This is a genomic window from Effusibacillus pohliae DSM 22757 (assembly GCF_000376225.1).
Lineage (GTDB): Bacteria > Bacillota > Bacilli > Tumebacillales > Effusibacillaceae > Effusibacillus > Effusibacillus pohliae.
In genome coordinates this window covers 1-24,448 of record NZ_AQXL01000114.1, presented here as the reverse complement: position 1 = coordinate 24,448, position 24,448 = coordinate 1, and the positions used below count along the sequence as shown (strand labels likewise).

Here is a 24,448-nt window from a genome sequence, read left to right as displayed (position 1 = left end):
AGCCCTCCTTTGGCAGGTTTAACGGACATTTTGAATCCTTTTGACAGGTTTTTTGACCCGCTAGACTTTTGATTCTCGGCCGGTGGATGCACAAAGCACCGCCACTCATCGGCCCGGCAGGTTCTCTTCTTTTCATGAAGCAAGGGGTTTCAAAAAACCCGATCGATCGCCCTTATACTTCTGCGTGCCGTTCCAGCAGCCGCGTAGCGAACCAGAACAGCAGACCGCCAAGCACCAGGGATGCCAGCAGCATCAAGATGGAGAGCGTCACGATATCGTGCAATTGCGGCACCAGCCCGGACACGAACATCCAGAACCCCGACCGATCCGCCTTGTTGACATCCAGATTGAGCGATGAAAATGTCTTCCACATCAGCACGTTTGCAACCGCGATGTACAACAGCCAAAACAAAGGGGAGATCACCTTCCAGCTCGTCTGTTGCAGCACGCCGAGCGCCAGGCCAAACGTCAGAAAAAATGGCCCCCCTAACAGCAGAAACAGCAACAACTTGACCAGGGTAACTGCGGTGAACAGCAACATCTGCCCATTCCAAACGTTCGGCTGCAGCCATATCCCTTCGAAAAACAGGATCAAAGTCGAAACATATCCGATGACCAATACCAGCAGATACCTTATCCCTGCGGCCACCAGCTTTGCGCCGAGGAGCCAGTGTCGCGGGTAGGGCAGCGACAGCCACCAACCGGCCGTTCCACCGCGCCATTCTCGTTTGATTTGGGAATATCCGGTCCAGAATCCCACGAACACCAGAGCTGGCAAATACCAGAAGAAAAATGGCGAGGTCACGTTGCCGTGAAGCAACGCCCACGTATACCACCCCAGGCCCAACACGATCGCGAGTGCGAGGTACGCTCGCCAGGCATACCGCCAGCGCTCCGGCCGATGCTTCCTCAGCTTCAAACTGTTTTGCACCAATGCCCCAAACACGCTCATCGGAACAACCTCCTGTATATCGATTCGATCGACGCTTGCTGTGACCGCAGTTTTTCCGCTTCATCGGCGAGAACCACCCGTCCCTGGTCAATGATGACCACATGGTCGAACAGGCTTTCGGCTTCGTGGATCTCATGCGTGCTGATCACGATCGTGCGGGGACGTTCCATCATGGAATCGATGATTCCCTGAATGATCCGCTCGCGGGAGACGAGATCGATGCCGGAAAACGGTTCGTCCAGCAGCACCAGCCTCGCCTCACGGGCGAGGCACAGCGTCAACAGCAGCCGCGCTTCCTGGCCTTTGGACAGCGAAGCCACCTTTTGTTCCAGATCCAGGCCCATCTCTTCCGCCATGACCAACGCTTTGTTCCGATCGAATCGGGGAAATACAGCCTCGGCATATTCGAACGCCTGAGCGAGCGAATGATGGGGGTACCAGCGCCCGCGGTCGGGCAAGTACGCGATGTCGGCATTGAGGCGCCAGTCCGGTTTTTGCCCAAACACCTGAATCTCTCCTGCGTCCGGCCGGACCAGTCCGACAATCATCTTGAACAGCGTCGATTTTCCGGCGCCATTTTGCCCGAGCAGCCCGATCACGCCGCCTGCCGGAAAATCGGCGTCCAATCCGTCGAGTACCCGTTTCGAATCATATGTCTTGACGACATTGCGCATCCGGATCGCCAGATTCATTCCCACTCCGCCTCCTCGACGAGCATTTGCGCCGTTTTGCGGTCGATACCCAGCGCCTTTAATGAATCAACGAACGATTGCACCGCTTCTGCCGCCAGCACTTTCTTAACCTGCTCGACCGTTTCCGCCGAAGATGTGATGAACGTCCCCTGTCCCCGCCTTGTTTCTACCAGCCCGTCACGTTCCAGTTCCTGATAGGCTCTCATCACCGTATTCGGGTTGATCCGCAATTGTTGGGCCAACTCCCGCACGGACGGAATTTTCGTTCCCAACGTGATCTCTCCTCTCGCGACTGCGTATCGTATCTGCTGAAGCACTTGCTCGTACAACGGTTTTGTGAGATCGAGCCGAAAGCGCAATCCCCCCACTTCAACCGCATCCATGACATCCCTCCTCAACCAGGTAGATCATTGATTAATCTCTCGTCGGAAAAGCAGCTGGTTTTGTGAACTCTTATGTCTGAAGTGTATTATATCACTTAATACACTTAGTGCAATAGGCAAAATTCATATACATGAATCTTGGTTGTATGTTTGTTTGCCGGCTGCCGGCTGATTTTCTGGTCAAACAAAAAGATGCCTTGTATGGAAGGCATCCTCTGTCCCCGCTCTACAATTCATGTTTCATTGAATTCGCGAAAAATGCTACGCTGTCAGCACCTCAAATCCAAACAGCAGCAACGTGTGCAAAATGGTCACCGCGATCATCCGCAGCTGATTGAATGTGATATTTCCAATGTTAAACGGATTCGTGTTCCATGCGGCGGCTGCCCCCATCAGCGAGCAGAACACTGAAAACAGAAAAATCGGGTGGACGGCAAGCGTTGCGAGAAAGCTGACGAACGCGGCCAGCAGAAAATAGGCGGCTGCCACGTACGGGGCGGCCTGTTTGCCCCAACGGGCTGCCACATAGGCAACCGTTGTCATTTTCCGCGGAGTGGCTTCGAGATCCGCATCAATATCGCTCAAATGGTGCTGCATCAGCCAGGCCACGCACAAGAGCGAGTGGATGGCGGCCGCCCATACGACCGGTGTAGACAGGGAACCGGTCAACACATAGTAAGTGCCAAGCGCACAGGCGACCATCGCCGGAAACGCCGCCAACCATTCCCCCGCTAGCGGGGAATAGGCAAGCCGAAACGGCGGAACGGTATACGTCACCGCTGCCCACATTCCGATCAAAATATAGATCCAGACAAAATTGGAGGTCAGCGCGCTCAGATATTTTCCCAAACCGGCTGCCGCTAGCAACCCGGCGGCACCAATAAACAGCAACTGCCGTTCCGAATACAACTGTTTCGGAATCACTTTGCTCCCCCCCGAGAGGATGCCGGGCGAATTCCGGTCGGTGCCGGATCGCCAATCGGTGCGGTCGTTGAACGCATGGGCGACTATCCCCTGCAACAGAAGCGCACCGGCCAGAATCACGCCGATCACATTCCAGGACAGTGAAGCAAATCCGTTTAAGTCGTGCGCCGCAAACCCGATCGACAGGATGATCGCGCACCAGCTCCATGAAACGACCGGTACAATCCGGATTAACAACCACATGCCTTTAATCGAGCGAAGGAGCATGACGATCCGCCTCCTGAAGCGAATGAAGTTGTTCGATTTTCGTCTTTAACCGCCAGGCGATTTGCAGCAGTCCGTTTTTGGCGTTGGAGGGGGGGAGTGCGGACAGGCTGCGGGCCGATTTTTCAATGTATTGTGCTGCAAGTCCGGCTGTATATGCAATTGATTCCCGCGGAATCTGGTGTTTGTCGGAATCGGACGAAAAGTGGCGGTTTGCATACTGAAACGCGTGCAGGTAAGGCAGTGTGTAGACCCCCCTGGCGACGTCTTGCATCACCGGTTTTCCGATCGCATCGGGCGTTTCGAGAATATCCTGCAGATCATCCCAAAGTTGGTACGCCATACCGAGACAGTAGCCGAACCGCGTGAGTGCCTCGCTCTTTTTCGCCGCAAGATGGCCTGGCAGACAGCCGATTTTGCAGCAGTTCGCCATAAAAAATGCGGTCTTGTGGTAGATGCGGTTGAGGTATTCCGTTTCCGGCAGCCAAGCGTCGTATTGCTGGTCCGCCTGCAGGAATTCGCCGCCCACCAGATGTTCGATCACCGCCGCAAAAAGGGGGACCGCCGGCGGATAGGCACTGATCACCCGCAGCATTTTGCCAAAAAAATAGTCGCCGACCAGTACGGCCGCTCTTTCACCCCAAAGCCGGTGGATCGTCGCCTGTTGGCGGCGGAGGTCCGAATGATCGACCAGATCGTCATGCACAAGCGAAGCCATATGCAAAAGCTCGACAGCCGCTGCAAGATCGATCGATTGATTGACAGGAGACGCCGCGATTTCACCGCATAGCAGCACCAGCAACGGACGGACGCCTTTGCCTCTGGTTTGCATAAAATGGTCGACCAGCGGACGGAGCGACGGGATGTCTGTACGCAACAGGTAGCGGAGTTTTTGGTCGACTTTGTGCAGCAACGGATGATCCATGAGGCACCCCCCTTACACGCTGTAAAAGATGTACTGTTCACCGAACAGTTCGTTCAAAATCAGGTTGGGGAATTTCCGCATCGACAGATTCAAGAATTCGTTGATCAAATACACGTCCTGCGACAAAAACGTGAGGATCATCTCTCCCCAACGCTCTGTCTCATACCGGCAGAGCATCCCCAACACGAACATCACCATAAAGTGCAGGCTGATCTCCGGCAGCAAAAAGTCTCCCGCCAGCGGGTAGCGGATATGCATCTTGCCGGTAACATCACCGATCAGCAGAGGATGGTGGGCAACAGGCGAGCCGTGGTGCAGATGCAGCCGGCCAGGAGGGTCGCACTCCTGAAGATAGAAAACAGGCCGGTTGGCCTGGGAAGACGGGTCTGTATGCATCCGGTTGAGCATGTTGAGAAATTCCTCGCGCGTATACCCTCGCGCCTGCAGGATCCAGCGCGGCAAATCCCAATACGTATGGTGCTCGTCCGATTTTTGTTCAAATTCGCAGACGCAAGGCAAACCGTACAGACGCTGGTAACAGGGGATCAGCTCCGGCAGCACGGCCAGCAGATCTTTCATGACCACCCGCTGCCGCTCGGAAAAACGGCTGCCGCCCAGCATTTCGTGCAGCACGACAAACAGGCCGTCTTTTTGGACGCGAATTTCGTCCTGAATAAAGCAGTATGAATCGCGCTTCAGCTTGCGGGTCGAGAGCCCATGTTTCAGTACGCTGGTGGTCGTGGGGTAATCAGGGTCGCGGCAGGCAATCAGCGCGCGCGCCAGACTCATCATGCCGTAATACAAAAGCAGCGGTTTGGTCATGATGTCGCAGGTTTCCGCCGCCCGGTAGTACTGGCGGGCCTGCTTGATGCCAAAAATCAGTTTCGGCGTCGCCTGATAAGCGGCCCGTTGCGGTTCCGGCAGCCCCGATTTTTCGTATTGGTCCCGCAGGTAGCGGCTGGCCGTCTGTTCGTTTTCAAAGTACACAAACGTGTCCCACATTTTGCGGTAAGGCTCTTCGGTGCGAATCCGCGTCACCGATTGCATGCGAGAACCTCCTTTCCGCTCTGCCCGCTGTTCCGAGTGGTTGACCCGATCCAACCCCCTTTGTTAAACTAGCCATAATATCTACGGGCAAATGGGAAACTATGCAGGAATGGGGGAATTGTCATGTGGGAGTCAAAATTTGAAAAAGAAGGCCTCACGTTTGACGATGTGCTTTTAGTGCCGCAAAAATCGGAAGTGCTGCCGCGCGAGGTGGACGTCACCAGCCGCATCACCAACAAGATCAAGCTGAACATCCCGATCGTTTCCGCCGGCATGGACACCGTCACAGAAGCGAAAATGGCGATTGCCATGGCGCGTGAAGGCGGCATTGGCATCATCCACAAAAACATGTCGATTTCGGAGCAGGCGGAGGAAGTGGACAAGGTCAAGCGGTCGGAGTCGGGCGTCATCACAGACCCGATTTTCCTGCATCCTGAAGATCGCGTTTACGATGCGGAAGCGTTGATGGCGAAATACCGCATTTCCGGCGTTCCGATCGTCGATGGCGAACGGCGGCTGGTCGGCATTATCACCAACCGGGACTTGCGTTTCGAGCAGAATTTCCAGCGCAAAATCGAAGAGGTCATGACCAAGGACAATCTGGTCACCGCCCCGGTCGGCACAACGCTTGAACAAGCGAAGGAAATCCTGCAGAAACACAAAATTGAAAAGCTGCCGCTGGTCGATGAAAATTACATTTTGCGCGGTTTGATCACAATCAAGGACATCGAAAAGGCGGAACGCTATCCAAACGCGGCGAAAGACGGACAAGGCAGGCTGTTGTGCGGGGCTGCCGTCGGTGTCACACGGGATACAATGGAGCGCGTGCAGGCTTTGATTGCTGCCGGTGTCGATCTGATCGTGGTCGATACGGCGCACGGGCATTCAAGAGGGGTGCTCGACACCGTCCGCGAGCTTCGCAAACGGCACCCTGACCTGCAAATCGTGGCAGGGAATGTGGCGACGGGCGAAGCTACGCGCGATCTGATTGAAGCGGGCGCGGACGCCGTCAAAGTCGGCATTGGTCCCGGATCAATCTGTACGACGCGGGTGGTGGCGGGCATTGGCGTGCCGCAAATCACCGCTGTATACGATTGTGCAACGGTGGCGCGGCAGTACAATATCCCGATCATCGCCGACGGGGGCATCAAGTATTCGGGTGATATCGTGAAGGCGATCGCGGCAGGTGCCGATGTGGTGATGATCGGGTCGCTCCTGGCCGGAACGGAAGAAAGTCCGGGCGAAATGGAGATTTATCAGGGGCGTTCCTTCAAAGTGTATCGTGGCATGGGATCGATCGGCGCGATGAAGGAAGGATCGGGTGACCGCTATTTCCAGGAAGGGGAAAAGAAACTGGTGCCGGAAGGCATCGAAGGCCGCGTGCCGTACCGCGGAGCGGTGGCCGATATCGTGTACCAGCTGGTCGGCGGCCTGCGTGCCGGAATGGGCTATTGCGGCGTGAAGACGATCGACGAGCTGAAAAACAACACGAAGTTTGTGCGAATTACGGCCGCCGGGCTACGCGAAAGCCACCCGCACGACGTGCACATTACGAAGGAAGCGCCGAACTACAGTCTGTAAAAAGAGCGACAAGATGCAGCGAAGCGTCGAAGTATCAGGGAAAAACAGGAAAGTTAAAAAGGCGGGGAACGTTTGACCCTCGCCTTTTTCATGTTTGCAGCCTGTGATATAATCAAAAGTAGCTTGCATGAGAGGAGATACGCATGATCGGGAAACGAAAGTGGACAAGCAGGATTCTCAGCTTGGCAGTTGCAATGTCGGCAGCCGTTTCAGCCTTATTGCCAATTTCCGGAGCGGCGGCGGCCGAGGGACCGGCTGTTGATGCGCCCGCCGCGCTGTTAATGGACGTAAAATCGGGACAAATCTTATTTCAAAAAAACGCTGATGAAAAGCGGTTCCCTGCCAGCACGACCAAAATCATGACACTCTTGCTGACGATGGAAGCGGTGCAATCCGGGCAGAAGAAGCTGACCGATGTGGTGCCGGTTCCGCCCGAAGCTTACAATATCGAAGGTTCGAGCGTCTGGCTGGATCCGAAAGAGAAGTTTACGCTGCAAGACATGATCAAGTTTATTGCGGTTCCTTCCGCAAACGATGCGTGTGTGGCGACCGCCATTTTTATCGCCGGCAGCGAGCAGGCATTTGTGCAGCGCATGAACGAAAAGGCGAAGCAGTTGGGAATGAACTCGACCCATTTTGCCGATACGAACGGGCTGCACAATCCGGACCATTATACGACTGCCCGCGACTTGGCGATCGCGGCACGCGAACTAATCACCAAATATCCGCAAATTCTCGAATTCACCAAAGTGAAGGAATTTGAACTGCGGGACGGCAAGAACAAATTTGAAAACACCAACCACCTGATCGGCAAGTACGACGGGATGGACGGCCTGAAAACCGGCTTTACCGACCAGGCCGGCTACTGCCTGGTGAGCACGGCCGAACGCAACGGGTTCCGTTTGCTGGGAGTGGTCATGGGAGCGAAGGATGACCTACAGCGGCAAAGCGACACCACCAAGCTGCTTGATTACGGGTTCACCAACTACGTATCGAAGCGAATGGCCGAAAAGGACAAGCCGCTGGCGCAAAAAGCGAACATCCCCGACGCGAAACAGGAAGAGGTGGAAGTGGCGCCTGTGCAGGATTTTTACGTCACCCTGAAAAATGGCGATGAGCAGGGCATCGAAACGAAGTTTGTCTGGAACAACGCCGCGGCACCGATCAAAAAGGGACAGGTGCTCGGCAAAATGCAGCTGGTGAAAAACGGACAGGTGCTCAATTCGGTCGATGTGGCGGCGACGCAGGATGTGGAAAAAGGGAGCTGGATTCGGCTGTTTTTCCGCAAACTGGTTAACGGGATCACGAGCAGCATCCAGGGGCTGCTCCACAAACTCTAATCGAGCAGGTGATGCCAATGGGTTCCGGAATCAATCCGGCATGGTGGCTGGCTTTGAATACGATTTTGCTTTTGCTCATCCTGCCGGGCGGATTTTTCATGTTCCGGGCTTTCCTGCGCCGGATGAAGCAGGAGGAACATCTGGATCAACCGGGGCAAAAGCGGGAATAGGCAAGCAATCCCGAGGAGTTCTGCAACTCCTTGGGATTTTGCCGTTTTTTGCGGTACTTTTTGCAGTACTTTTTGCGGTATTAAATGAAAGGTTGTTCTTCACCACAGGGTGCGTTAAAATAAGAAAGATGTAATCTTAGAGCTGCAGAGGAGTGGGGTCACGATGGAAGTAGGGACTTCTCGAGTCAAACGCGGGATGGCGGAGATGCAAAAGGGCGGCGTGATCATGGACGTGGTCAACGCCGAACAGGCGAAGATCGCTGAAGAGGCGGGCGCGGTTGCCGTGATGGCGCTGGAGCGCGTGCCTGCGGATATTCGCGCGGCAGGCGGGGTTGCCCGCATGGCTGACCCGACGATCATAGAAGAAGTGATGAACGCGGTTTCGATACCGGTGATGGCAAAAGCGCGGATCGGGCATTTTGTTGAGGCGAAAGTGCTGGAAGCGCTCGGGGTCGATTACATCGACGAGTCGGAAGTGCTGACGCCGGCTGACGACAAGTTCCATATCAACAAAAAAGAATTCACCGTTCCGTTCGTGTGCGGCGCCCGCGATTTGGGGGAAGCGCTGCGGCGCATCGCGGAAGGCGCTTCGATGATCCGTACGAAAGGCGAGCCGGGTACCGGCAACATCGTGGAAGCGGTCAAGCACATGCGCACCGTGCAGGCGCAGATCCGCAAGGTACAGAACATGTCGGAAGACGAGCTCGTGTTCGAAGCGAAAAGCCTGGGCGCGCCGTATGAGCTGCTGCTGGAAGTGAAAAAGCTGGGCCGGCTGCCGGTCGTCAATTTTGCTGCTGGCGGTGTGGCTACTCCGGCGGACGCCGCATTGATGATGCACCTGGGTGCGGACGGCGTGTTTGTCGGCTCTGGTATCTTCAAATCGGAAAATCCCGAAAAATACGCAAAAGCGATCGTGCAGGCGACCACGCATTATCAAGACTATGGACTGATCGCCGAACTGTCCAAAAACCTGGGTGTCGCGATGAGAGGCATCGAGCTGTCGACCCTCGCCGAGAACGAGCGGATGGCAGAACGCGGCTGGTAGGAGGCCGACCGGCTTATGAAAATCGGTGTGTTGGCCCTGCAAGGCGCAGTTACGGAACATATCAACAGTTTGCAACAGGCCGGTGCCGATCAGGTGGTTCCCGTCAAGCGGAAGGAAGAATTGGAAGGGCTGGACGGGTTGGTGCTGCCCGGCGGGGAAAGCACGACGATCGGAAAATTGATGAACCAGTATGGGCTGATGGAACCGATTCGGCAGATGGCGCAGGCGGGAACTCCGATGTTTGGCACCTGCGCCGGGCTGATTCTCTTGGCGAACCGGATTCATGGCCAGGATTGGGCTCATTTGGGCGTGATGGACATTCTGGTCAACCGCAATTCGTTCGGCCGGCAGCGGGAAAGTTTCGAGACCGATCTAGAGGTGAAAGGGATCGAAGGGGAGCTGTACCGGGCCGTCTTTATCCGGGCGCCGCATATCATGGAAACGGGTGATGGCGTCGAGGTGCTAGCCACCTACCAGGATCGGATTGTGGCGGCCAGACAGGGCCATTTGCTGGCGGCCGCTTTTCATCCGGAATTGACGAACGATGTACGGTTTCACAAGTATTTTCTCGATATGGTGCGTGAATCCGCTTGAACAAACTCTATCAACACAGCGTCCAGCTGCTTTTGCAAACACAGGCTCCGAACGGAGCCTTTCCTGCATCTACGGTATTTACCGTCTACCGGTATTGTTGGCTGCGGGATGGCACATTCATCGCCCACGCGCTCGACAAATCGGGTGAGCATGCGGCGGCCGGCCGATTTTTTCAGTGGGTGGACATGGCGATCCGCAAGCACCTGGCGAAGTTGAACCAGCTTTTTCTGAAACATCAGAACGGTGAGCCGATTGGGAAAGACGATTTCCTGCATACGCGCTTCACATTGGATGGGGACGAGGGTACGGAAGAATGGGGCAATTTTCAACTGGACGGGTATGGCGCCTACCTGTGGGGGGTGGCGGAACACATCCGTCTGACGGGTGATGACTCGTTTTTGATGAAGGTGCATCGCAGTATCGAGGAGACGATCCGTTACCTGACGACCTTTTGGCATGTCCCAAACCATGACTGCTGGGAAGAGTTCGGGGACCGCGTTCATCCAAGTACGCTGGCGGCGGTTTTTGGCGGTTTGCAGGCGATCTACCGGTATGTGCCGGTTGTACAGATTCCCAGGACGCTGAGCGCCATCCGGGAAGCGCTGCAGGAACACGGCGTACAAAACGGGCGGTTCGTCAAGTCGTTCGGAAATCCCAGCATCGACGCCAACCTATTGTGGTTGTCCGTACCTTACAAAGTCGTGCCGCCCAACGGGCATATAATGGTCAGGACGGTGGAAGAGATCGAACACCGGCTGGTCACCGGCGGCGTGCACCGCTATCCGGAAGATTCGTTTTACGGCGGCGGCGCCTGGGTGCTGTTGACCGCTTGGTTGGGCTGGTACTACGCGGAAGCCGGCAACCTGCAGCGGGCGAAGGAACTGCTGGCGTGGGTGGAAGCGCAGGCGGACGATCAGGGCAACTTGCCGGAACAGGTGCAGGAAAGCCTGTTTTTTCCCGAAAAATATCAGGAATGGGTGGACCGTTGGGGAGAACCGGCCAAACCGCTGCTCTGGTCGCACGCGATGTATCTCATTCTGGCGAAACGGCTGCAGGAGCTGGCCGGTTGAGCCGCAGGGAACCCGAGCAGAGTCAGTGTTTGCTACTCGGGTTTTGTTTTGTCGGTTTAGTTTCACGGAACATCATTTTTTGTCCAATTTTTATTCGGGAAAATAAATTGCAGGTTGCAGCGTTTCCTCGTTTGATTTCCCGTTTGCTACCCAACTGACTGTGATTTTGATGGATTGCAGTTCTTTTTTTGCTTGTTCCCAGCCGCTTACACTAGAACTTGTGGTAATAGCTTGCTTCAAAAATGAATGACTGATTTCATTTGGACTCAGTACAGATTTTGATTGACCGGTCCCATCAGAAATGGCAAGCGTTACGGTTTCCACTGATTGTTGATTGCCGATATATTGGATGTAGGCTGTTTGGTGGAATTGGGAGTTTTTTAGTTGGCAATCAATCAGCACTTTCCAATTTTGTGAGGAAGCCAATACCACCGCCCCACTTTTTTGTGTTGTCGATGGGGCTGCCGGAGGGGATTCCCCCTCCGTCATCCTAACTCACGCGCTTTTTGAATTAATCACTGAACTGTATTAAATGGAGTGTGTGGGGTAAAATCCCCTTTCGAGACGTGACTGCAGCCCTTTCTTCCATCGTTTTTGGAATCGGTGTTGACCACAGTAACAATTGATCTTTTGCAATCACAGAACTGGGATTCACATTTTTTTCTAAGGTAACTACCTTATTAAGTTTCCGATCATACACCTGTACGTCCTCACGTGACTGCCAGGCTAGGATTCGAGGACTTAAACCTAGAAACTCAAGAGAGTTACCCTGTTTAGCAGAAAAGATCTTTCGTTCAACGCCATTTTCGATGAGGTTGACGGACCAACCGCCCTCCCCCGTTCGATGACCGGACCAGGCAATCGTACTCCCTTCGGCGGCAAGATACGTAACTTCCTGTTTGTGAGTCAGTTGCTCAATGTGTCCACCTTTATTCCAATAAACCGCACCAGACGCTTGTTCCGAATCTTTTCCAATCCAGGCTATGAAATCCTTTGTCATAACCGGATGTCCGCCGGGTGAAGCGATATCAGACGATTCGCCCGTTCGCAGATCTAGTTTCTTTACAACTATCGAGGGGATTCCATTTTTCGGCTGATCCACAGCCGGACTGAAAACCAACCAGTTTTCATAAAGTTTTGGCATAATCAATGGACCGGGATATCCCATTCCATTCGTATCTTTTGCTGATTCATATATCACTCGTTTTGTATTTTTAACCCGATCATATACGTGAATTTTCCAGTTGGTAAAACTTTGGTCAAGCGCCTCGCTCCATACGATCCAATTATCATTGATGTCGGCTCCGATTGGCTGAGCAGGCTCTCTGAACGAGTAAATTGTCTTGTACGCCTGTTTGTTAACATCAAACAAGATTACTTGTCCTGACAGATCTTTGTCTTGCGGCGTTACTACTCCTACTATTGTACCATCCGAGCCAAGTGCAAGTGGAATCCATGCTTTTTGATTAGGGAGTACTGCATCAAAGGAACGGATTGATTGATCTTTCCAGGCTTCTTGTCTCTCAATTACACTTGGCAAGTTATCTTTCATGTCTGTGGAGACCGCTCCAGATTCACTCTCATTCGTTTTGTGGTTCACAGTGGAAGCATCAGAGGGTTGTTTTCCGCCCATTTGACAACCGATTATACCTATCACCGTGATTGAAATTAATAGAACGAAAATTCTGGTCATTCCGTTTATCACCATATGGTTCCTCTATCCTTGACGAGATAAGCAAAATCGGTGGTAGAAAGCAGCATAGATACCATTACGTTCATCAACATTTTTTCTTTGATCATGTTCAAACTCTCCTTTCGATGATACTCGCTATTCTGAAATATGGCGACACAACTCTGTACTCTGGAACTATTGCCTTTTTAAGACTTTAGCCTCCTTTCCTAATTTTTTGAAGCAAATAAACTAGTTGCTCGGTTCTAATATTAAAGACGAACTGAAATCGAAAAAAGTTTCAGTTTTCCAAGAAAATATTTTTCGATACGTTGCGGCAATTGGGTGGTAACCGCAATAATTTGAAATCGTAATCAGTTAGAGCTGAAAAACTTGAACACTGGTAACAACAGTAGCTTGAATGAAGCGGAGCCAATGTGGTACACTATGCGACAAAAGCGAAACGTTTACCAAAGCGATGCGGAGAACGAGTACCAGAACCTCTCTTGTGCAGAGAGCCGGTGGTGGCTGCGAACCGGTCAGGAGACTCTGTGAATCCCTCTCCAAGCGGGCTGTGAATCGAATGGAACCATTCGTAGTAAGCGGCTCCGGGTCATTCCGTTATCGATGGCACGAGGATCGCTTGCTTGAGTAGGCGGTCGAACTTGGGTGGCACCACGGGAGATTGGCTCTCGTCCCAGAAACAGTCTGGCGGCGGGGGCTTTTTCTATTTTTCGAAAGGAGTGGACGATCATGTTGGATGCACGTCTGTTGCGTAACGAACCGGACAAGGTTCGGGAAGCGCTGCGAAAAAGGGGTGAGTCGCCGGAAGCGGTCGACCAGTTCCTGCAGTTGGACGCGCGCCGGCGGGAACTGCTGGCGGAGACAGAGTCGCTGAAAGCGAAACGAAACAGCGTCTCGCAAGAGGTGGCGAAACTGAAAAAAGCGGGCCAGGACGCGGAGTCGCTCATCCTTGAAATGAGGGAAGTCGGAGACCGGATCAAGCAGCTGGATGACGAGTTGCGGGAAGTCGAGGAAAAAGTCGATTTTCTGCTGCTGACGATTCCCAATATCCCACATGAAAGCGTGCCGGTCGGGGCATCGGAAGACGACAACGTGGAAGTGAAAAAATGGGGCGAACTCCCGCGGTTTGATTTTGAACCGAAGCCCCATTGGGAGATTGCAACCGAGCTTGGCATTCTCGATTTTGAGTCGGCTGCCAAAGTGACGGGCGCCCGGTTTGTGTTCTACAAAGGCCTCGGTGCCCGCTTGGAACGGGCGCTGATCAATTTTATGCTCGATATCCATACGCAGGAGCATGGCTATACGGAAGTGCTCCCGCCGTTTATCGTCAACCGGGCGAGCATGACGGGAACGGGCAACCTGCCGAAATTTGAAGAGGATGCGTTCAAGCTGGTGGATACCGACTATTTCTTGGTGCCGACGGCGGAAGTGCCGGTGACCAATCTGCACCGGGAGGAAATTTTGCAGGCGGCCGATCTGCCCCGCTACTACGTCGCTTACTCACCCTGTTTCCGGTCTGAGGCGGGGTCAGCGGGACGCGATACGCGCGGCCTGATTCGGATGCATCAGTTTAACAAAGTCGAGATGGTGAAATTTACGCTGCCGGAAACGTCGTATGAGGAATGGATGAAGCTGGTCAATGATGCGGAAACGATCCTGCAGCGGTTGAACCTGCCGTACCGCGTGATGGATATGTGCACGGCCGATCTGGGATTTGGCGCTGCCAAGAAGTACGATCTGGAAGTGTGGCTGCCGGCTGCCAATCAGTACAGGGAGATTTCGAGCTGTTCGAACTTTGAAGATTTCCAGGCGCGCCGGGCGAATATCCGGTTCCGCCGCGAACCGAAGGCAAAACCGGAATTTGTGCACACGATCAACGGTTCCGGGCTGGCCGTCGGCAGAACGGTGGCGGCGATTCTGGAAAATTACCAGCAGCCGGACGGCAGCGTGTTGATTCCGGAAGCGCTTGTGCCTTACATGGGTGGTGTGACCCGGATTGGATGACCACGGCGAGTGGTTCGTTCCTGCTTGATTTTTGCGATATGAAAAAGGGGGTCCCGCGGACGGACCCCGTTAGATTTTATCCCACAAACAATGCACGTTGCTGTTTCCACGACAGGATAAATCTGCATGACATCCTGGGACATCCGCATTTGACACTCCACACGGCTGAAGCCGATGGATTCTTGAGAGCACCCCCGAAACCGGGAGTTCTGCTTTGCGGCACCAAGCGATCCCCGTGTGTCCCACGGTTCTTTGTTGGATTTAGTCCGATAGCCAACTGCTTGGTTTTCGCATTTCGGCCACGACTTCGCGGATTGTGCTTGAACATTTTACGCGAAAGAGCGTTTCCTGTCGCAACCCCCTATGTTCAGTTTTCAAAGTACATCCGCCTTTACCTGATTATACCACAACGCGCTTCATTCCACGATTAAAACATGGGCTTTCGCGCGCGATTTCTGTAAAACAGAGAATGTCGAGATGGAAAAACAAATGCGAGGGGTCTCCTTTTGCTCGAATTGCAGCACGAAATCGTGTATAATGGATGTGAATTGTCAGAGAAGGAGCGGTACCATAATGTTTTTTACGGGGTTGCTCGCGGTCATCGTCTGCGTGATCGTTCAGTATTTCGCTTTGCACCGGGCGGCGTTCGGCCGGTCGATGTTCATCACGTTCGCCATGTTTCTCGTCGGCTTTATGATCAGCCTGTCGCCGCATCCGGTGTCCCAGATTCTGTCGATGGTGTTCTATGTGTTGGGATGGGCATTTTTGCTGTTTGTGACGTGGTACGCGCTGGTCCGTCGGTATAAGATGAAAAAGTTGACCAACTCGAAATCTTGACCGTTCGGCCATCCGCACGGTACAATGAGGAAGTATGGGATCCTGCCGGGTGTGCGGAAAACGATGGAGTGATGGCCGAGTAGGTCGAAGGCGCTCGCCTGCTAAGCGAGTATACGGGGATAACCCGTATCGAGGGTTCGAATCCCTCTCACTCCGCCAGTCATTTCATAGGGATGAAAAACCAGCCGCGAGGGCTGGATTTTATTTTGTCTGCTATTGTGGTGTTGACTGGCGCTGCAGCAATTCGGAATAGACCGATTCCGGAACCGCAATTCCCCGCGGGCCGTCCACAAGTTCCAGCAGGCGTTCCAGCAGGTACGCGCGATACACAAATCCGCCTTTTACGCCGATCAAATACTGGATGATGTCGTTGATCGAGAGGGAAAGGAGATGTTCTGCATCATTCTCGCTCAGCCGAGTGTTGCGGATCAAGCGGGCAACGAAGTCGTGTTCCACATGTCTCACCTCTTTCTTTGGGAAGATGAAGGGCTCGAAATTTCAGAAAAAATGTCAGGAAACAATTCTCGTGCAGGCACTCCATAGAAACGCTCCAGCTTCAACATCGTCTCCCGCCCTGGTTTCGATTGTCCTCCCTCCAATTTTCTGAGGTAAATGGTCGAAATGCCAAGCTGCATGGCCACCTGCTCCTGTGTCAGGTTGCGGGATGTCCGTTCTTTTGCCAACCGTTCCCTTCTCACACTACCCCACCCCTCTGATACAAAAGGTATCTGGATATCTTTAGGATACATGTTACATTTTGTATCGTCAACCTAAGTGAAGATAATTTTTGTTTTTTTTGTTTTCAAGAGATACAATTTGTAACTATAATAGAGATGAGAATGGAGGTGGGAGTATGCTCGCGAAACGTCTGTCCATGTTGCGCGGTACGAAGACACAACAGGAAGTGGCTGATGCACTTGGCATTTCTCGAGCTCGATACGCCCACTATGAGTCCGGCCGTAACGAACCGGATCTCGACACGCTGGTTCGGTTGGCCGACTATTACCATGTGTCGCTTGATTATCTGCTCGGTCGCTCGGACATATTGAAAGAAGAGAAGGAATATTACAAAATCCGTTTGCTGAAAGAAGCCCGCGAAATCGCGGAACTGTTTCAGCAAGACCCGGATAGCCACAAATTTTGGCTGGCTTATAAGAAAGCGTCTCCCGAGCAGCGCAAAAATTTTCTCCGCACGTGGAATATCATGATGCAGCTGGATAAGAAACAGGGACAGTGAACAGCGCCCGGTAGAGGCAAACTCTGCGGGTTGATTCCACCTCTCGAAATCCATATAATAAGTTATACGCATGCACCCGTAGCTCAGGTGGATAGAGCGGTGGTTTCCTAAACCGCGTCTTGGGGGGGGTTCGAATCCCTCCGGGTGCACCAGCGTTTATTTGCCAGGATGCGGGTTTCTGTGGGGGTTGCGGAAGCCCGCATTCTTTCTGGTCTTGATCGGATCGAATGACGGGTTTTTCCCTATCAAAAGTATGACTGACGAACTTCAATAATGCCCGTTCCGCTGATCGTTGTGTTCCCATGGGGGGTTGACCGGACATTGGATTTTAGCCTGATTTTGGGGCGGTAGATGGGTAAGCACTTGCTGAGGAGTTATGCAGGTCGCCGAGCAGCATTTTGCACGAACGAGAATTGAATCGAAAAAGAAATGGAAGTAGCGGAAGCCGGTCAAGTGTCAGAGTTGCTTTCCATCGTTGCAAAGCGGGGACAATACAGGACTTCCACGTGAGCAGGTTGTTTGCAGGCGGTTTCTTTGCAGCGCCTGCATCGTTTTGCGCAGTCATCCAGTTGCATCGGTTCGTTTTCGAACACCCGGTTCATTACAGTACCCTCCCCCGAAGTTGCACGTTGATTGAGATGAGATCCGCCGGTTTTATGATTGTTCTCGAACGGAGACCCGTGTATGCAAGCAATAGTTCCCAAGCAGAACGGCTGCTCCGCTGCGATTGCGTTTTGAATTCCGGTTATGGTACACTGATGGTCCGTATTGTGCATTTCTCGATGAGTGGTGCCGAACAGATGGAACATGAGAAGTTCATGCGGGAAGCGCTACAAGAGGCGGAAAAAGCGATCAAATGGGGAGAGGTGCCGATCGGGGCAGTCGTCGTTCGCGAAGGGCAGGTGATCGCGCGCGGCCACAATATGCGCGAGACCTGGAAAGATCCGACCGCTCACGCGGAAATCGTTGCCCTGCGCGAAGCGAGCCGTGTGTTGGGCGGATGGCGGTTGACGGGCTGTAAGCTCTATGTTACACTGGAGCCTTGTCCGATGTGCGCCGGGGCGATTTTGTTGGCTCGTATCGACGAAGTGATTTTTGGCGCGCGTGAACCAAAATTCGGCGCGGCCGGATCGATCGTCAACCTGATCGAGACGGACCGGTTCAACCATCAACCACAACTTACCTCTGGCGTCCTGGCCGAGGAATGTGGTATGATACTGAAGGAGTTTTTCCGGCAACGCCGCAAGTGAATCTGGAGAGGTGTCCGAGCTGGTCGAAGGAGCACGACTCGAAATCGTGTAGGCGGGAAACCGTCTCGTGGGTTCGAATCCCACCCTCTCCGCCAGAGCCCTTCAATCAGGGTTGCTGACAACCAAACATGACTGATTCATTCGAGAGCCATTGGTTCAGACCGGGTCCTGTGCAACGGGAACTCCCGAACCGTGTCAGGTCCTGACGGAAGCAGCACTAAGGGAATCTTTCCGTGTGCCGCAGGGGCGCCTGGTCTGAGCCGATGGCTTTCCATCAATCGAAGAGCGAATCCCTGGCTTTTTTCCAAACCGTCCTTGCTGCAAGGGCGGTTTTTGATCATGGACGATCAACCCGGCGTTGCCCACACGGACGCGGGCGTCTTTAGCCGAATTTCCTCTCTTTTCTTTGTTTGCAAAGTGTGTATGTGGTAATCTAAAGATGATAGGCTGATTTATGCGGAGGAGGGGTCGCGGTGTCGTACATTGCCTTGTACCGGGAATGGCGTCCACAAACATTTGCAGACATGGTCGGGCAAGAACACGTGACCCGGACGTTGCAAAATGCGCTTCGCAGCAAACGGTTTGCCCACGCGTACCTGTTTTCAGGTCCGCGCGGAACCGGCAAGACCAGCACGGCGAAAGTGTTGGCGAAAGCGATCAATTGCGAGAGCGGACCGACGGACGAGCCCTGCAATGAATGCCCCGCCTGCCGCGGCATCACGGCGGGTTCGATCATGGACGTGGTGGAGATCGACGCGGCTTCCAACCGTGGAGTCGACGAAATCCGCGACTTGCGGGAACAGGTGAAGTACGCTCCGACGGAAGTCCGCTACAAGGTATATATCGTGGATGAAGTCCACATGCTGACTACGGAAGCGTTCAATGCCCTGTTAAAAACATTGGAAGAGCCGCCGCATCATGTAGTGTTTATTTTGGCGACGACAGAGCCGCACAAAATTCCGGCGACGATTGTGTCCCGCTGCCAGCGGTTTGATTTTCGCAAGATTTCAGGCCGCCAGATCGTCGACCGTTTGCGGCGCATCGCAAACGAAAAACAGATCGCCGCAGAAGAGGATGCATTGTGGATGATCGCACGGGCGGCAGAGGGCGGCATGCGGGATGCATTGTCCATTTTTGATCAGACGATCTCGTATGGCCGCGATCAGGTGACGGTCGATGCGGTGATCACTTTGATCGGCGGCGTGCGAACCGACACGTTGGCTGCCATCGCCCGCTCGATCGCCGGCAAGGACATCCGGCAGGTTCTGAGGCTGGCGGGCGACCTGATCGAGGATGGCAAGGACGTTGGGCAAATCGTGCACGATCTGACAGTCTATTTCCGCGATCTGCTGATGTTCAAAACGGTGCCCAACCTGGAAGAGATTCAGGACCGGGCGCGATACGACAAAACATTTGCGGAAATCGCCGAACTGTTTGACGCGTCCCGTTTGATTGCGATGATCGACCAGATGACGCAGACCGCGCAGGAGCTGAAGTGGCACGCGCAAGGCCGGCTGTTGCTGGAAATGCTGTTGATCCGCTTGTGCAGGACAGATACCCACGATGTCACCGATTTGATCCGGCGGATCGAGGAGTTGGAACGCAAACTAGCACAAGGCAACGCGGCAGCAGTTGCGCCTCCCGGCCAGCCAGCAGCCGCGGCGAGCGCAAACCTGACACGGACGGCAAGCCCGCAACGGAACCAAGCTGCCGAAAAATCGGTTTCCGCGCCAACGGCGATTCCGGCGACGAAGACCGCAGCTGCAACGCCTGCCCGATCGATCGGATCGCTGCTGCAAAATCCAAACCAGGAACTGTTTGAAACAATCAGCGGCGGCTGGAACCAGATCCTCGACGAGGTGAAACGGCGGAAAATCACCGCGCAGGCCTGGTTGCTGGACGGCGAACCGGTGGCGGTGGCCGGCGGCAATGTGATCGTCGCTTTCAAAAACCAGATTCACCGCGACACGGTGATGAAGCCGATCCACAAATCGGTGATCGATCAGGTCTTGACCGAATTTTTGCGGGAACCGGCGTCGCTGGTGGCCGTGTTGCAATCGGATTGGCAAAAATACAAGCAGCAAAGCACGGTAGAATTGGCAAGCGCATCGGAAGACCAACTTGTGAAGCAAGTGATCGATATGTTTGGCGAGAACCTTGTAGAAATCGAGGAGTGAATCGGGATGAAAAACATGAATCAATTGATGAAACAGGCAAAAAAAATGCAGGAAGAGCTGATGAAAGCGCAAGCGGCGCTGGGGGAAAAAACGGTGGAAGGTTCGGCCGGGGGCGGCGCGGTCACGGTGGTCGTCACCGGACACAAGCTCGTGCAATCGGTCACCATTAAGCCGGAGGTGGTCGATCCCGACGATGTGGAAATGCTGCAGGACCTCGTGCTGGCCGCCGTCAACGACGCGATGAAAAAAGCGGATGAAATGACGCAAAAAGAACTGGGTCATTTTACGAAGGGATTCAACCTTCCGTTTTAGATTTGCAGTAGAGGAGAAACCAGATGCTGTATTATCCGCAGCCGATCGCCGATCTGATTGACGGATTCATGCTGCTGCCCGGAATCGGCCCAAAAACGGCGCAGCGCCTTGCGTTCCACGTACTGAATATGAAAGAGGAGGACGTATTGGAATTTGCCAAAGCTTTGGTGAACGCCAAGCGTCATCTGCATTACTGTTCGATCTGCTGCAACATCACCGATGTCGATCCCTGCCGGATTTGCAGCGATCCGTCGCGAAACCGAGAGATCCTGTGCGTCGTGCAGGACGCCAAAGACGTAGTGGCGATGGAAAAAACGCGCGAGTTCAACGGCCGCTACCATGTGCTGCAAGGGGCGATTTCCCCGATGGAAGGAATCGGTCCCGACCAGATTCGAATTCCGGAGCTGCTTCGCCGCTTGCAGGACACGGACGTGAATGTGCAGGAGGTAATCCTCGCCACCAACCCGAATGTGGAAGGTGAGGCGACCGCCATGTACATCTCCCGTTTGCTGAAACCGGCCGGCATCAAAATTACCCGCATCGCCCACGGCCTGCCCGTGGGAGGCGACCTGGAGTACGCGGACGAAGTCACGCTGTCGAAAGCGCTGGAAGGCCGCCGGGAAATCTAAAGGATCCCATCAAAGTGAAGCACAGCAACGCAACACCCCGTCAAGTGACGAGCACTTGACGGGGACTCAAAAAAACTGTTTCAAACAAGATTTTTCCGTCATAGTTTGGGACAGTCCCGCTTATACTCTACTATCACCAGTCTCGTAGAGTGGTAGGGGGAGTACGTATGAGCGGGAAGGGGTTTTGGAACAAATGGAAGGCCTGGACGGAAGGACCGGACAAGGAACCATCGGACGAAGAAAAGTTTTTGGAAGAACTGCGCCAGGCGCATCAGGATTGGATACTGGCGCAGCAGCGGATCGATTTGCTGTCCGACCCGGATCTGATTGACCACGCGATTTACGTGTTGGAAGCGGCGGAGAAAAAGTACAGTTTTTATCTACGAAAAGCTCGGGAAAAAGGAATCCGCATCGACATCCCTTACCCGAAAGCGATGTAGGCGCGCCTGATGGCGCGTTTTTTTGTTGGAGAAGGTGCACTTTTACGAGTGTGATAAAGGCAATCCAAGTTTGTAGAACGGAGTTGCGCAGTGGTTCAAAATTTCGGCTGTATTCTCAACTTTACAAATCGGGCAACTGTTGCGCAAAGCCGGCATTTCCAAGTCGTTCGGATTGTCCAGTCTTGCCATCTTTCGACTGATCTTTACGCTCGTGTTTGAAGGACGCAATTGGTTTCGTCTTCTCAACGGCGATCGCCGCGAGTCTTTGCCTGGAAAGAATGTGGTCTATCGCTTCCTCAACCACCCGCGCTTTGCATGGCGCCGCTTTTTGCATGCTCTGAGTCTGAAGGTCGTTCAGCACTTTGATTCCTTGACTTCTCCATCCCGTATTCAGGCCTTCATCGTTGATGATTCCGTTCTTCGGCGGGACCGCAGTAAGAAGGCAGAGTTGCTGGCCCGCGTTTTTGATCATACGACAAGCCGCTATACCCGCGGCTACAACATGCTAACGCTCGGATGGACGGATGGTTTCAGCTTTGCGCCCATTGATTTCGTCAGACTTAGCTCTGCCAAATTGGTCAATCGTCTTTGCGAAATGAAGGACGGGTTGTCCCGGCGTACGCAAGGCTACAAACGTCGGATGGAGGCCCTTTCACGAAAACCGGATGCGGTCGTTGCTTTACTCAACCGAGCGCTTAAGGCCGGATTCAGTGCCCGATGTGGTCCTGATGGACAGTTGGTTTACACAGGCCCCGCTTTTGCGCGAACTCATGTCCAAAGGACTGCATGTGATTGGCATGGTGAAAGATTTGAAGCAGCGATACCGGCAACGACCGTGTGACGTTGCAGGAACTCTATGCCCGTTTGCCCAAAAACAAAACGGCTGCAATTCTGGGTTCGGTCATTGTTCAAACCGCCTGCGGTCTGCCGATCAAGCTGGTAGTTGTTCAAAATCGCAATCGTCGGCGGGATTGGCTCGTTCTGCTCAGCACGGACTTGGCATTGGAAGATACTGAAATCGTTCGGATCTATGGCATGCGTTGGAGCATCGAGACGTTTTTCAAATTTGCCAAGTCGTATCTGAAGCTGGGAACGGAGTTTCAAGGCCGTTCGTTTGACATGCTCATCAGTCACACGACCATCGTGTTTACACGTTATCTCGTACTGGAATGGGAACGTCGTCACGAAACCGATACACGGTCGCTGGGAGGTCTGTTCTTTCTTTTTTCCGACGAAGTCCGAGATCTGGACCTCAAAACCGCCTTGCAACACCTGATTGCATTCGTCTTGGCGTTTACGAAAGCCAAGTCCAAACCGGCTCAGTCTGCTGTTTGGAGTCAACTCCAGCAATGGATTTCGGGTTTGCCCAATTACATCAAGGGTTTGTTCGCACAATTAAGCTGCGAATGTTGAGTTAATCAGAAAACATAAATTTTTTGTAAAGATTTTCTCCTTGTAGAGGAGTAGAATAAAATCACAGGCGAGGTCAGAATCAAATTCAAAGTTACGGTAACCAGCCATAAAATATTAACCCAAATTTCGAAAGCCAATTATAGAGAGCTTCACATTGAATTTATGACTGTGTCTGATTCTAACAAAAAGAGTGAACCTACAGTAGTTCAAATTCAGTAGTTAAAAATCATTCAACGAAACGAGGGATAGATTTTGAAAAATAAGGAGAAGTTGGGACTTGTACTGCTCGTAGTGTTACTGTTAATTGCCATTCCGGTTGTGTTGATAGGGATATATGGGGGGGCTGCATACAAAGCGCCGATAAAAAGTTCAGATATTGCAAATATTTTTCATTTATCAGGTCCCCCTAACTTACCAAATAGTTGGCCGGTTTCGTCCATAGAGAAATACGATGATGGATTCATGGCACCGTCCGTCACAATTTATTACAAAAACAATGTTTCCCTAACTTTATCTCGGAGTGAACCTATATATCCGAAAATGCAAAAGGAACAAATTTCAATCGGTGATAATTCCGTAAGCTTGTATACCAATAAAGAAGAACAGGTTTATGTTGTGAAGCATGGTGGCTTGTTTTATGCGTTTAAATTTCAAACCCCAAATAAAAACGAGGTAGAAGATTTTATCAAAACATTGAGGTGAATGACGTGAAGATCAGAACGAACCATGTAGCCGTATTAGTTTTATTCTCATCTCTTATGACAGGATGCGTAAAATCAGGAAGTTCGACCGATTCAGGTGTCGCAGCAGCAATCGGGGAAGAAAAAATTACTACAACACAAGTCGAAAAAGTCTTTAAGGAACGATATTACAATTCTCGATAATCTAATTGATAACAGACTTCTTGAGATCAAGGCGAAGGAATTAGGTATTCAACAGATAAACGATCCGGACGAGAAGAAATTGAACGGTCTACAAGGTGAACTTCAACAGCGAAAGTTCCTATTAAAAGCAATCCTGATGAAAACTCTGGATGATAACACCTTGAAAAAATTCTACGAGGAACAAAAAGGTGAACTCGAATCATTACTTTACATCAAAATGAAAAAGACCACACCAAGTTAGAGAAGGAACTTGGCATCTCTGCTTCACAAATCGAATCTGTGGAAGTAACATTTGATGATCCACACCGATGCAGTTCAGCAATCCATTGGGCATCCTTTTTGTCGGTCTTGCGTCCAGGGAGGTTTTTGATGTGAGCGGCATTGGCAAGTGTAACGGTACAGGTCGCTTCCAACACATTGAACACAGGTTTCCAGTACACGCCCGTGCTTTCCATGGCAACCTCGGTGCAACCGAGTTCAGCCAGCCAGTCGGAGAGCTCCAGCAGTCCGGACAACACGGTTGAAAACTCCCGCATAAACATCTGCGGCTTTTGATCCAGCGACCCTTTGAGAACACAGGCAACG

The 24,448-nt window shown here is 52.8% G+C and carries 25 protein-coding genes, 3 tRNA genes, 1 other RNA gene, 2 pseudogenes and 1 other annotated feature; of the genes and pseudogenes, 20 read left to right on the top strand and 11 right to left on the bottom strand.

Features of this window, described 5'->3' with window-relative positions; all coding sequences use genetic code 11:
• Positions 1-172: 172 nt before the first annotated feature.
• The 6 genes from C230_RS0107395 to C230_RS0107365 all read right to left on the bottom strand — a co-directional run bounded on the left by C230_RS0107395 (position 173) and on the right by C230_RS0107365 (position 5,187).
• Positions 173-952, bottom strand: a complete 780-nt coding sequence (locus tag C230_RS0107395) for an ABC transporter permease subunit (protein WP_018131393.1) — start codon at positions 950-952, stop codon at positions 173-175.
• Positions 949-1,644 (bottom strand): ABC transporter ATP-binding protein, encoded by a 696-nt coding sequence (locus C230_RS0107390; RefSeq protein WP_018131392.1) that lies wholly within the window; start codon positions 1,642-1,644, stop codon positions 949-951. The genes C230_RS0107395 and C230_RS0107390 overlap by 4 nt, the downstream gene beginning before the upstream one ends.
• Positions 1,641-2,027 (bottom strand): GntR family transcriptional regulator, encoded by a 387-nt coding sequence (locus C230_RS0107385; protein WP_018131391.1) that lies wholly within the window; start codon positions 2,025-2,027, stop codon positions 1,641-1,643. The genes C230_RS0107390 and C230_RS0107385 overlap by 4 nt, the downstream gene beginning before the upstream one ends.
• Positions 2,028-2,288: 261 nt before the next feature.
• Positions 2,289-3,218 (bottom strand): prenyltransferase, encoded by a 930-nt coding sequence (locus tag C230_RS21295; RefSeq protein WP_018131389.1) that lies wholly within the window; start codon positions 3,216-3,218, stop codon positions 2,289-2,291.
• Entirely contained in the window at positions 3,199-4,140 is a 942-nt protein-coding gene (locus C230_RS0107370) for a polyprenyl synthetase family protein (RefSeq protein ID WP_018131388.1), read from the bottom strand. The genes C230_RS21295 and C230_RS0107370 overlap by 20 nt, the downstream gene beginning before the upstream one ends.
• A 12-nt stretch (positions 4,141-4,152) precedes the next feature.
• Entirely contained in the window at positions 4,153-5,187 is a 1,035-nt protein-coding gene (locus C230_RS0107365; RefSeq protein ID WP_018131387.1) for a YaaC family protein, read from the bottom strand.
• A gap of 123 nt (positions 5,188-5,310) precedes the next feature.
• Between C230_RS0107365 and guaB the strand changes: the two genes are divergently transcribed.
• The 6 genes from guaB to C230_RS0107335 all read left to right on the top strand — a co-directional run bounded on the left by guaB (position 5,311) and on the right by C230_RS0107335 (position 10,987).
• Positions 5,311-6,768, top strand: coding sequence for an IMP dehydrogenase (gene guaB / locus C230_RS0107360; RefSeq protein ID WP_018131386.1), 1,458 nt, complete (start codon positions 5,311-5,313; stop codon positions 6,766-6,768).
• A gap of 143 nt (positions 6,769-6,911) precedes the next feature.
• Positions 6,912-8,108: a D-alanyl-D-alanine carboxypeptidase family protein gene (locus C230_RS0107355; protein WP_018131385.1), complete on the top strand. Its 1,197-nt coding sequence runs from the start codon at positions 6,912-6,914 to the stop codon at positions 8,106-8,108.
• A gap of 17 nt (positions 8,109-8,125) precedes the next feature.
• Entirely contained in the window at positions 8,126-8,278 is a 153-nt protein-coding gene (locus C230_RS22450; protein ID WP_018131384.1) for a hypothetical protein, read from the top strand.
• A gap of 163 nt (positions 8,279-8,441) precedes the next feature.
• Positions 8,442-9,323 (top strand): pyridoxal 5'-phosphate synthase lyase subunit PdxS, encoded by an 882-nt coding sequence (pdxS, locus tag C230_RS0107345; RefSeq protein WP_018131383.1) that lies wholly within the window; start codon positions 8,442-8,444, stop codon positions 9,321-9,323.
• 15 nt (positions 9,324-9,338) lie between these two features.
• Entirely contained in the window at positions 9,339-9,917 is a 579-nt protein-coding gene (gene pdxT, locus C230_RS0107340; RefSeq protein WP_018131382.1) for a pyridoxal 5'-phosphate synthase glutaminase subunit PdxT, read from the top strand.
• Positions 9,914-10,987, top strand: a complete 1,074-nt coding sequence (locus C230_RS0107335) for a glycoside hydrolase family 15 protein (RefSeq protein WP_018131381.1) — start codon at positions 9,914-9,916, stop codon at positions 10,985-10,987. Before pdxT ends, C230_RS0107335 begins: the two co-directional genes overlap by 4 nt.
• 90 nt (positions 10,988-11,077) lie before the next feature.
• Here the strand turns inward: C230_RS0107335 and C230_RS22445 are convergent, their stop codons facing one another.
• Both C230_RS22445 and C230_RS0107330 read right to left on the bottom strand, forming a co-directional pair.
• Entirely contained in the window at positions 11,078-11,476 is a 399-nt protein-coding gene (locus tag C230_RS22445; protein ID WP_156807388.1) for a hypothetical protein, read from the bottom strand.
• Positions 11,477-11,498: 22 nt separating this feature from the next.
• Positions 11,499-12,680: a hypothetical protein gene (locus C230_RS0107330; protein WP_156807387.1), complete on the bottom strand. Its 1,182-nt coding sequence runs from the start codon at positions 12,678-12,680 to the stop codon at positions 11,499-11,501.
• A gap of 445 nt (positions 12,681-13,125) precedes the next feature.
• Positions 13,126-13,359 (top strand) — a binding site (T-box leader).
• A 50-nt stretch (positions 13,360-13,409) separates the two neighbouring features.
• Between C230_RS0107330 and serS the strand changes: the two genes are divergently transcribed.
• The 3 genes from serS (at position 13,410) to C230_RS0107310 (ending at position 15,680) form a co-directional block, all read left to right on the top strand.
• Complete coding sequence (gene serS / locus C230_RS0107320) at positions 13,410-14,684, top strand: serine--tRNA ligase (protein WP_018131378.1); 1,275 nt, start codon at positions 13,410-13,412, stop codon at positions 14,682-14,684.
• 573 nt (positions 14,685-15,257) lie between these two features.
• Positions 15,258-15,521 (top strand): hypothetical protein, encoded by a 264-nt coding sequence (locus C230_RS0107315; RefSeq protein WP_018131377.1) that lies wholly within the window; start codon positions 15,258-15,260, stop codon positions 15,519-15,521.
• Between the two features lie 65 nt (positions 15,522-15,586).
• A tRNA-Ser gene (locus tag C230_RS0107310) sits at positions 15,587-15,680 on the top strand.
• Positions 15,681-15,734: 54 nt separating this feature from the next.
• Here C230_RS0107310 and C230_RS0107305 read toward each other — a convergent pair.
• The gene (locus C230_RS0107305) at positions 15,735-15,977 is read right to left on the bottom strand and encodes a hypothetical protein (RefSeq protein ID WP_018131376.1); all 243 of its coding nucleotides are present in this window, start codon (positions 15,975-15,977) and stop codon (positions 15,735-15,737) included.
• 5 nt (positions 15,978-15,982) lie between these two features.
• Positions 15,983-16,204 (bottom strand): helix-turn-helix domain-containing protein, encoded by a 222-nt coding sequence (locus tag C230_RS19755; protein ID WP_018131375.1) that lies wholly within the window; start codon positions 16,202-16,204, stop codon positions 15,983-15,985.
• Between the two features lie 170 nt (positions 16,205-16,374).
• Here C230_RS19755 and C230_RS21290 point away from each other — a divergent pair, with 170 nt between their 5' ends.
• The 11 genes and pseudogenes from C230_RS21290 (at position 16,375) to C230_RS0107245 (ending at position 23,681) form a co-directional block, all read left to right on the top strand.
• Entirely contained in the window at positions 16,375-16,758 is a 384-nt protein-coding gene (locus C230_RS21290; RefSeq protein WP_018131374.1) for a helix-turn-helix domain-containing protein, read from the top strand.
• Positions 16,759-16,830: 72 nt separating this feature from the next.
• Positions 16,831-16,910: transfer RNA gene (locus C230_RS0107290), tRNA-Arg, on the top strand.
• 648 nt (positions 16,911-17,558) lie between these two features.
• Positions 17,559-18,008: a tRNA adenosine(34) deaminase TadA gene (gene tadA, locus C230_RS0107280; RefSeq protein WP_026174197.1), complete on the top strand. Its 450-nt coding sequence runs from the start codon at positions 17,559-17,561 to the stop codon at positions 18,006-18,008.
• A gap of 4 nt (positions 18,009-18,012) precedes the next feature.
• Positions 18,013-18,103 (top strand) — tRNA-Ser (locus C230_RS0107275).
• A 48-nt stretch (positions 18,104-18,151) separates the two neighbouring features.
• Positions 18,152-18,280: signal recognition particle sRNA large type (gene ffs / locus C230_RS21920), an RNA gene on the top strand.
• A gap of 201 nt (positions 18,281-18,481) precedes the next feature.
• The gene (dnaX, locus tag C230_RS0107270; protein WP_018131371.1) at positions 18,482-20,185 is read left to right on the top strand and encodes a DNA polymerase III subunit gamma/tau; all 1,704 of its coding nucleotides are present in this window, start codon (positions 18,482-18,484) and stop codon (positions 20,183-20,185) included.
• A 6-nt stretch (positions 20,186-20,191) separates the two neighbouring features.
• Complete coding sequence (locus C230_RS0107265; protein ID WP_018131370.1) at positions 20,192-20,497, top strand: YbaB/EbfC family nucleoid-associated protein; 306 nt, start codon at positions 20,192-20,194, stop codon at positions 20,495-20,497.
• A 26-nt stretch (positions 20,498-20,523) separates the two neighbouring features.
• Complete coding sequence (gene recR, locus C230_RS0107260) at positions 20,524-21,126, top strand: recombination mediator RecR (RefSeq protein ID WP_026174196.1); 603 nt, start codon at positions 20,524-20,526, stop codon at positions 21,124-21,126.
• Between the two features lie 167 nt (positions 21,127-21,293).
• On the top strand, positions 21,294-21,566 hold the full coding sequence (locus tag C230_RS19745) for a YaaL family protein (protein ID WP_018131368.1): 273 nt from the start codon (positions 21,294-21,296) through the stop codon (positions 21,564-21,566).
• A 100-nt stretch (positions 21,567-21,666) separates the two neighbouring features.
• Positions 21,667-22,979 (top strand): annotated as a pseudogene (locus C230_RS19740) (IS4 family transposase).
• A gap of 252 nt (positions 22,980-23,231) precedes the next feature.
• Entirely contained in the window at positions 23,232-23,681 is a 450-nt protein-coding gene (locus C230_RS0107245; RefSeq protein ID WP_018131365.1) for a hypothetical protein, read from the top strand.
• Positions 23,682-24,153: 472 nt separating this feature from the next.
• On the opposite strand, the pseudogene C230_RS21915 reads toward C230_RS0107245, so the two are convergent.
• Positions 24,154-24,448 (bottom strand): annotated as a pseudogene (locus C230_RS21915) (IS110 family transposase); the annotation flags it as partial.

Excerpts from the sequence above, each read along its gene's own strand:
- C230_RS0107315 (WP_018131377.1), top strand. The coding sequence starts at position 15,258 with ATGTTTTTTACGGGGTTGCTCGCGGTCATCGTCTGCGTGATCGTTCAG.
- C230_RS21290 (WP_018131374.1), top strand. The coding sequence starts at position 16,375 with ATGCTCGCGAAACGTCTGTCCATGTTGCGCGGTACGAAGACACAACAG.
- C230_RS19745 (WP_018131368.1), top strand. The coding sequence starts at position 21,294 with ATGAGCGGGAAGGGGTTTTGGAACAAATGGAAGGCCTGGACGGAAGGA.
- serS (WP_018131378.1), top strand. The coding sequence starts at position 13,410 with ATGTTGGATGCACGTCTGTTGCGTAACGAACCGGACAAGGTTCGGGAA.
- tadA (WP_026174197.1), top strand. The coding sequence starts at position 17,559 with ATGGAACATGAGAAGTTCATGCGGGAAGCGCTACAAGAGGCGGAAAAA.
- pdxT (WP_018131382.1), top strand. The coding sequence starts at position 9,339 with ATGAAAATCGGTGTGTTGGCCCTGCAAGGCGCAGTTACGGAACATATC.
- C230_RS0107390 (WP_018131392.1), bottom strand. The coding sequence starts at position 1,644 with ATGAATCTGGCGATCCGGATGCGCAATGTCGTCAAGACATATGATTCG.
- guaB (WP_018131386.1), top strand. The coding sequence starts at position 5,311 with ATGTGGGAGTCAAAATTTGAAAAAGAAGGCCTCACGTTTGACGATGTG.
- C230_RS0107395 (WP_018131393.1), bottom strand. The coding sequence starts at position 952 with ATGAGCGTGTTTGGGGCATTGGTGCAAAACAGTTTGAAGCTGAGGAAG.
- C230_RS22450 (WP_018131384.1), top strand. The coding sequence starts at position 8,126 with ATGGGTTCCGGAATCAATCCGGCATGGTGGCTGGCTTTGAATACGATT.
- C230_RS0107385 (WP_018131391.1), bottom strand. The coding sequence starts at position 2,027 with ATGGATGCGGTTGAAGTGGGGGGATTGCGCTTTCGGCTCGATCTCACA.
- C230_RS0107330 (WP_156807387.1), bottom strand. The coding sequence starts at position 12,680 with ATGACCAGAATTTTCGTTCTATTAATTTCAATCACGGTGATAGGTATA.
- C230_RS0107265 (WP_018131370.1), top strand. The coding sequence starts at position 20,192 with ATGAAAAACATGAATCAATTGATGAAACAGGCAAAAAAAATGCAGGAA.
- C230_RS0107355 (WP_018131385.1), top strand. The coding sequence starts at position 6,912 with ATGATCGGGAAACGAAAGTGGACAAGCAGGATTCTCAGCTTGGCAGTT.
- C230_RS21295 (WP_018131389.1), bottom strand. The coding sequence starts at position 3,218 with ATGCTCCTTCGCTCGATTAAAGGCATGTGGTTGTTAATCCGGATTGTA.
- C230_RS0107370 (WP_018131388.1), bottom strand. The coding sequence starts at position 4,140 with ATGGATCATCCGTTGCTGCACAAAGTCGACCAAAAACTCCGCTACCTG.
- C230_RS0107365 (WP_018131387.1), bottom strand. The coding sequence starts at position 5,187 with ATGCAATCGGTGACGCGGATTCGCACCGAAGAGCCTTACCGCAAAATG.
- C230_RS22445 (WP_156807388.1), bottom strand. The coding sequence starts at position 11,476 with ATGACGGAGGGGGAATCCCCTCCGGCAGCCCCATCGACAACACAAAAA.
- pdxS (WP_018131383.1), top strand. The coding sequence starts at position 8,442 with ATGGAAGTAGGGACTTCTCGAGTCAAACGCGGGATGGCGGAGATGCAA.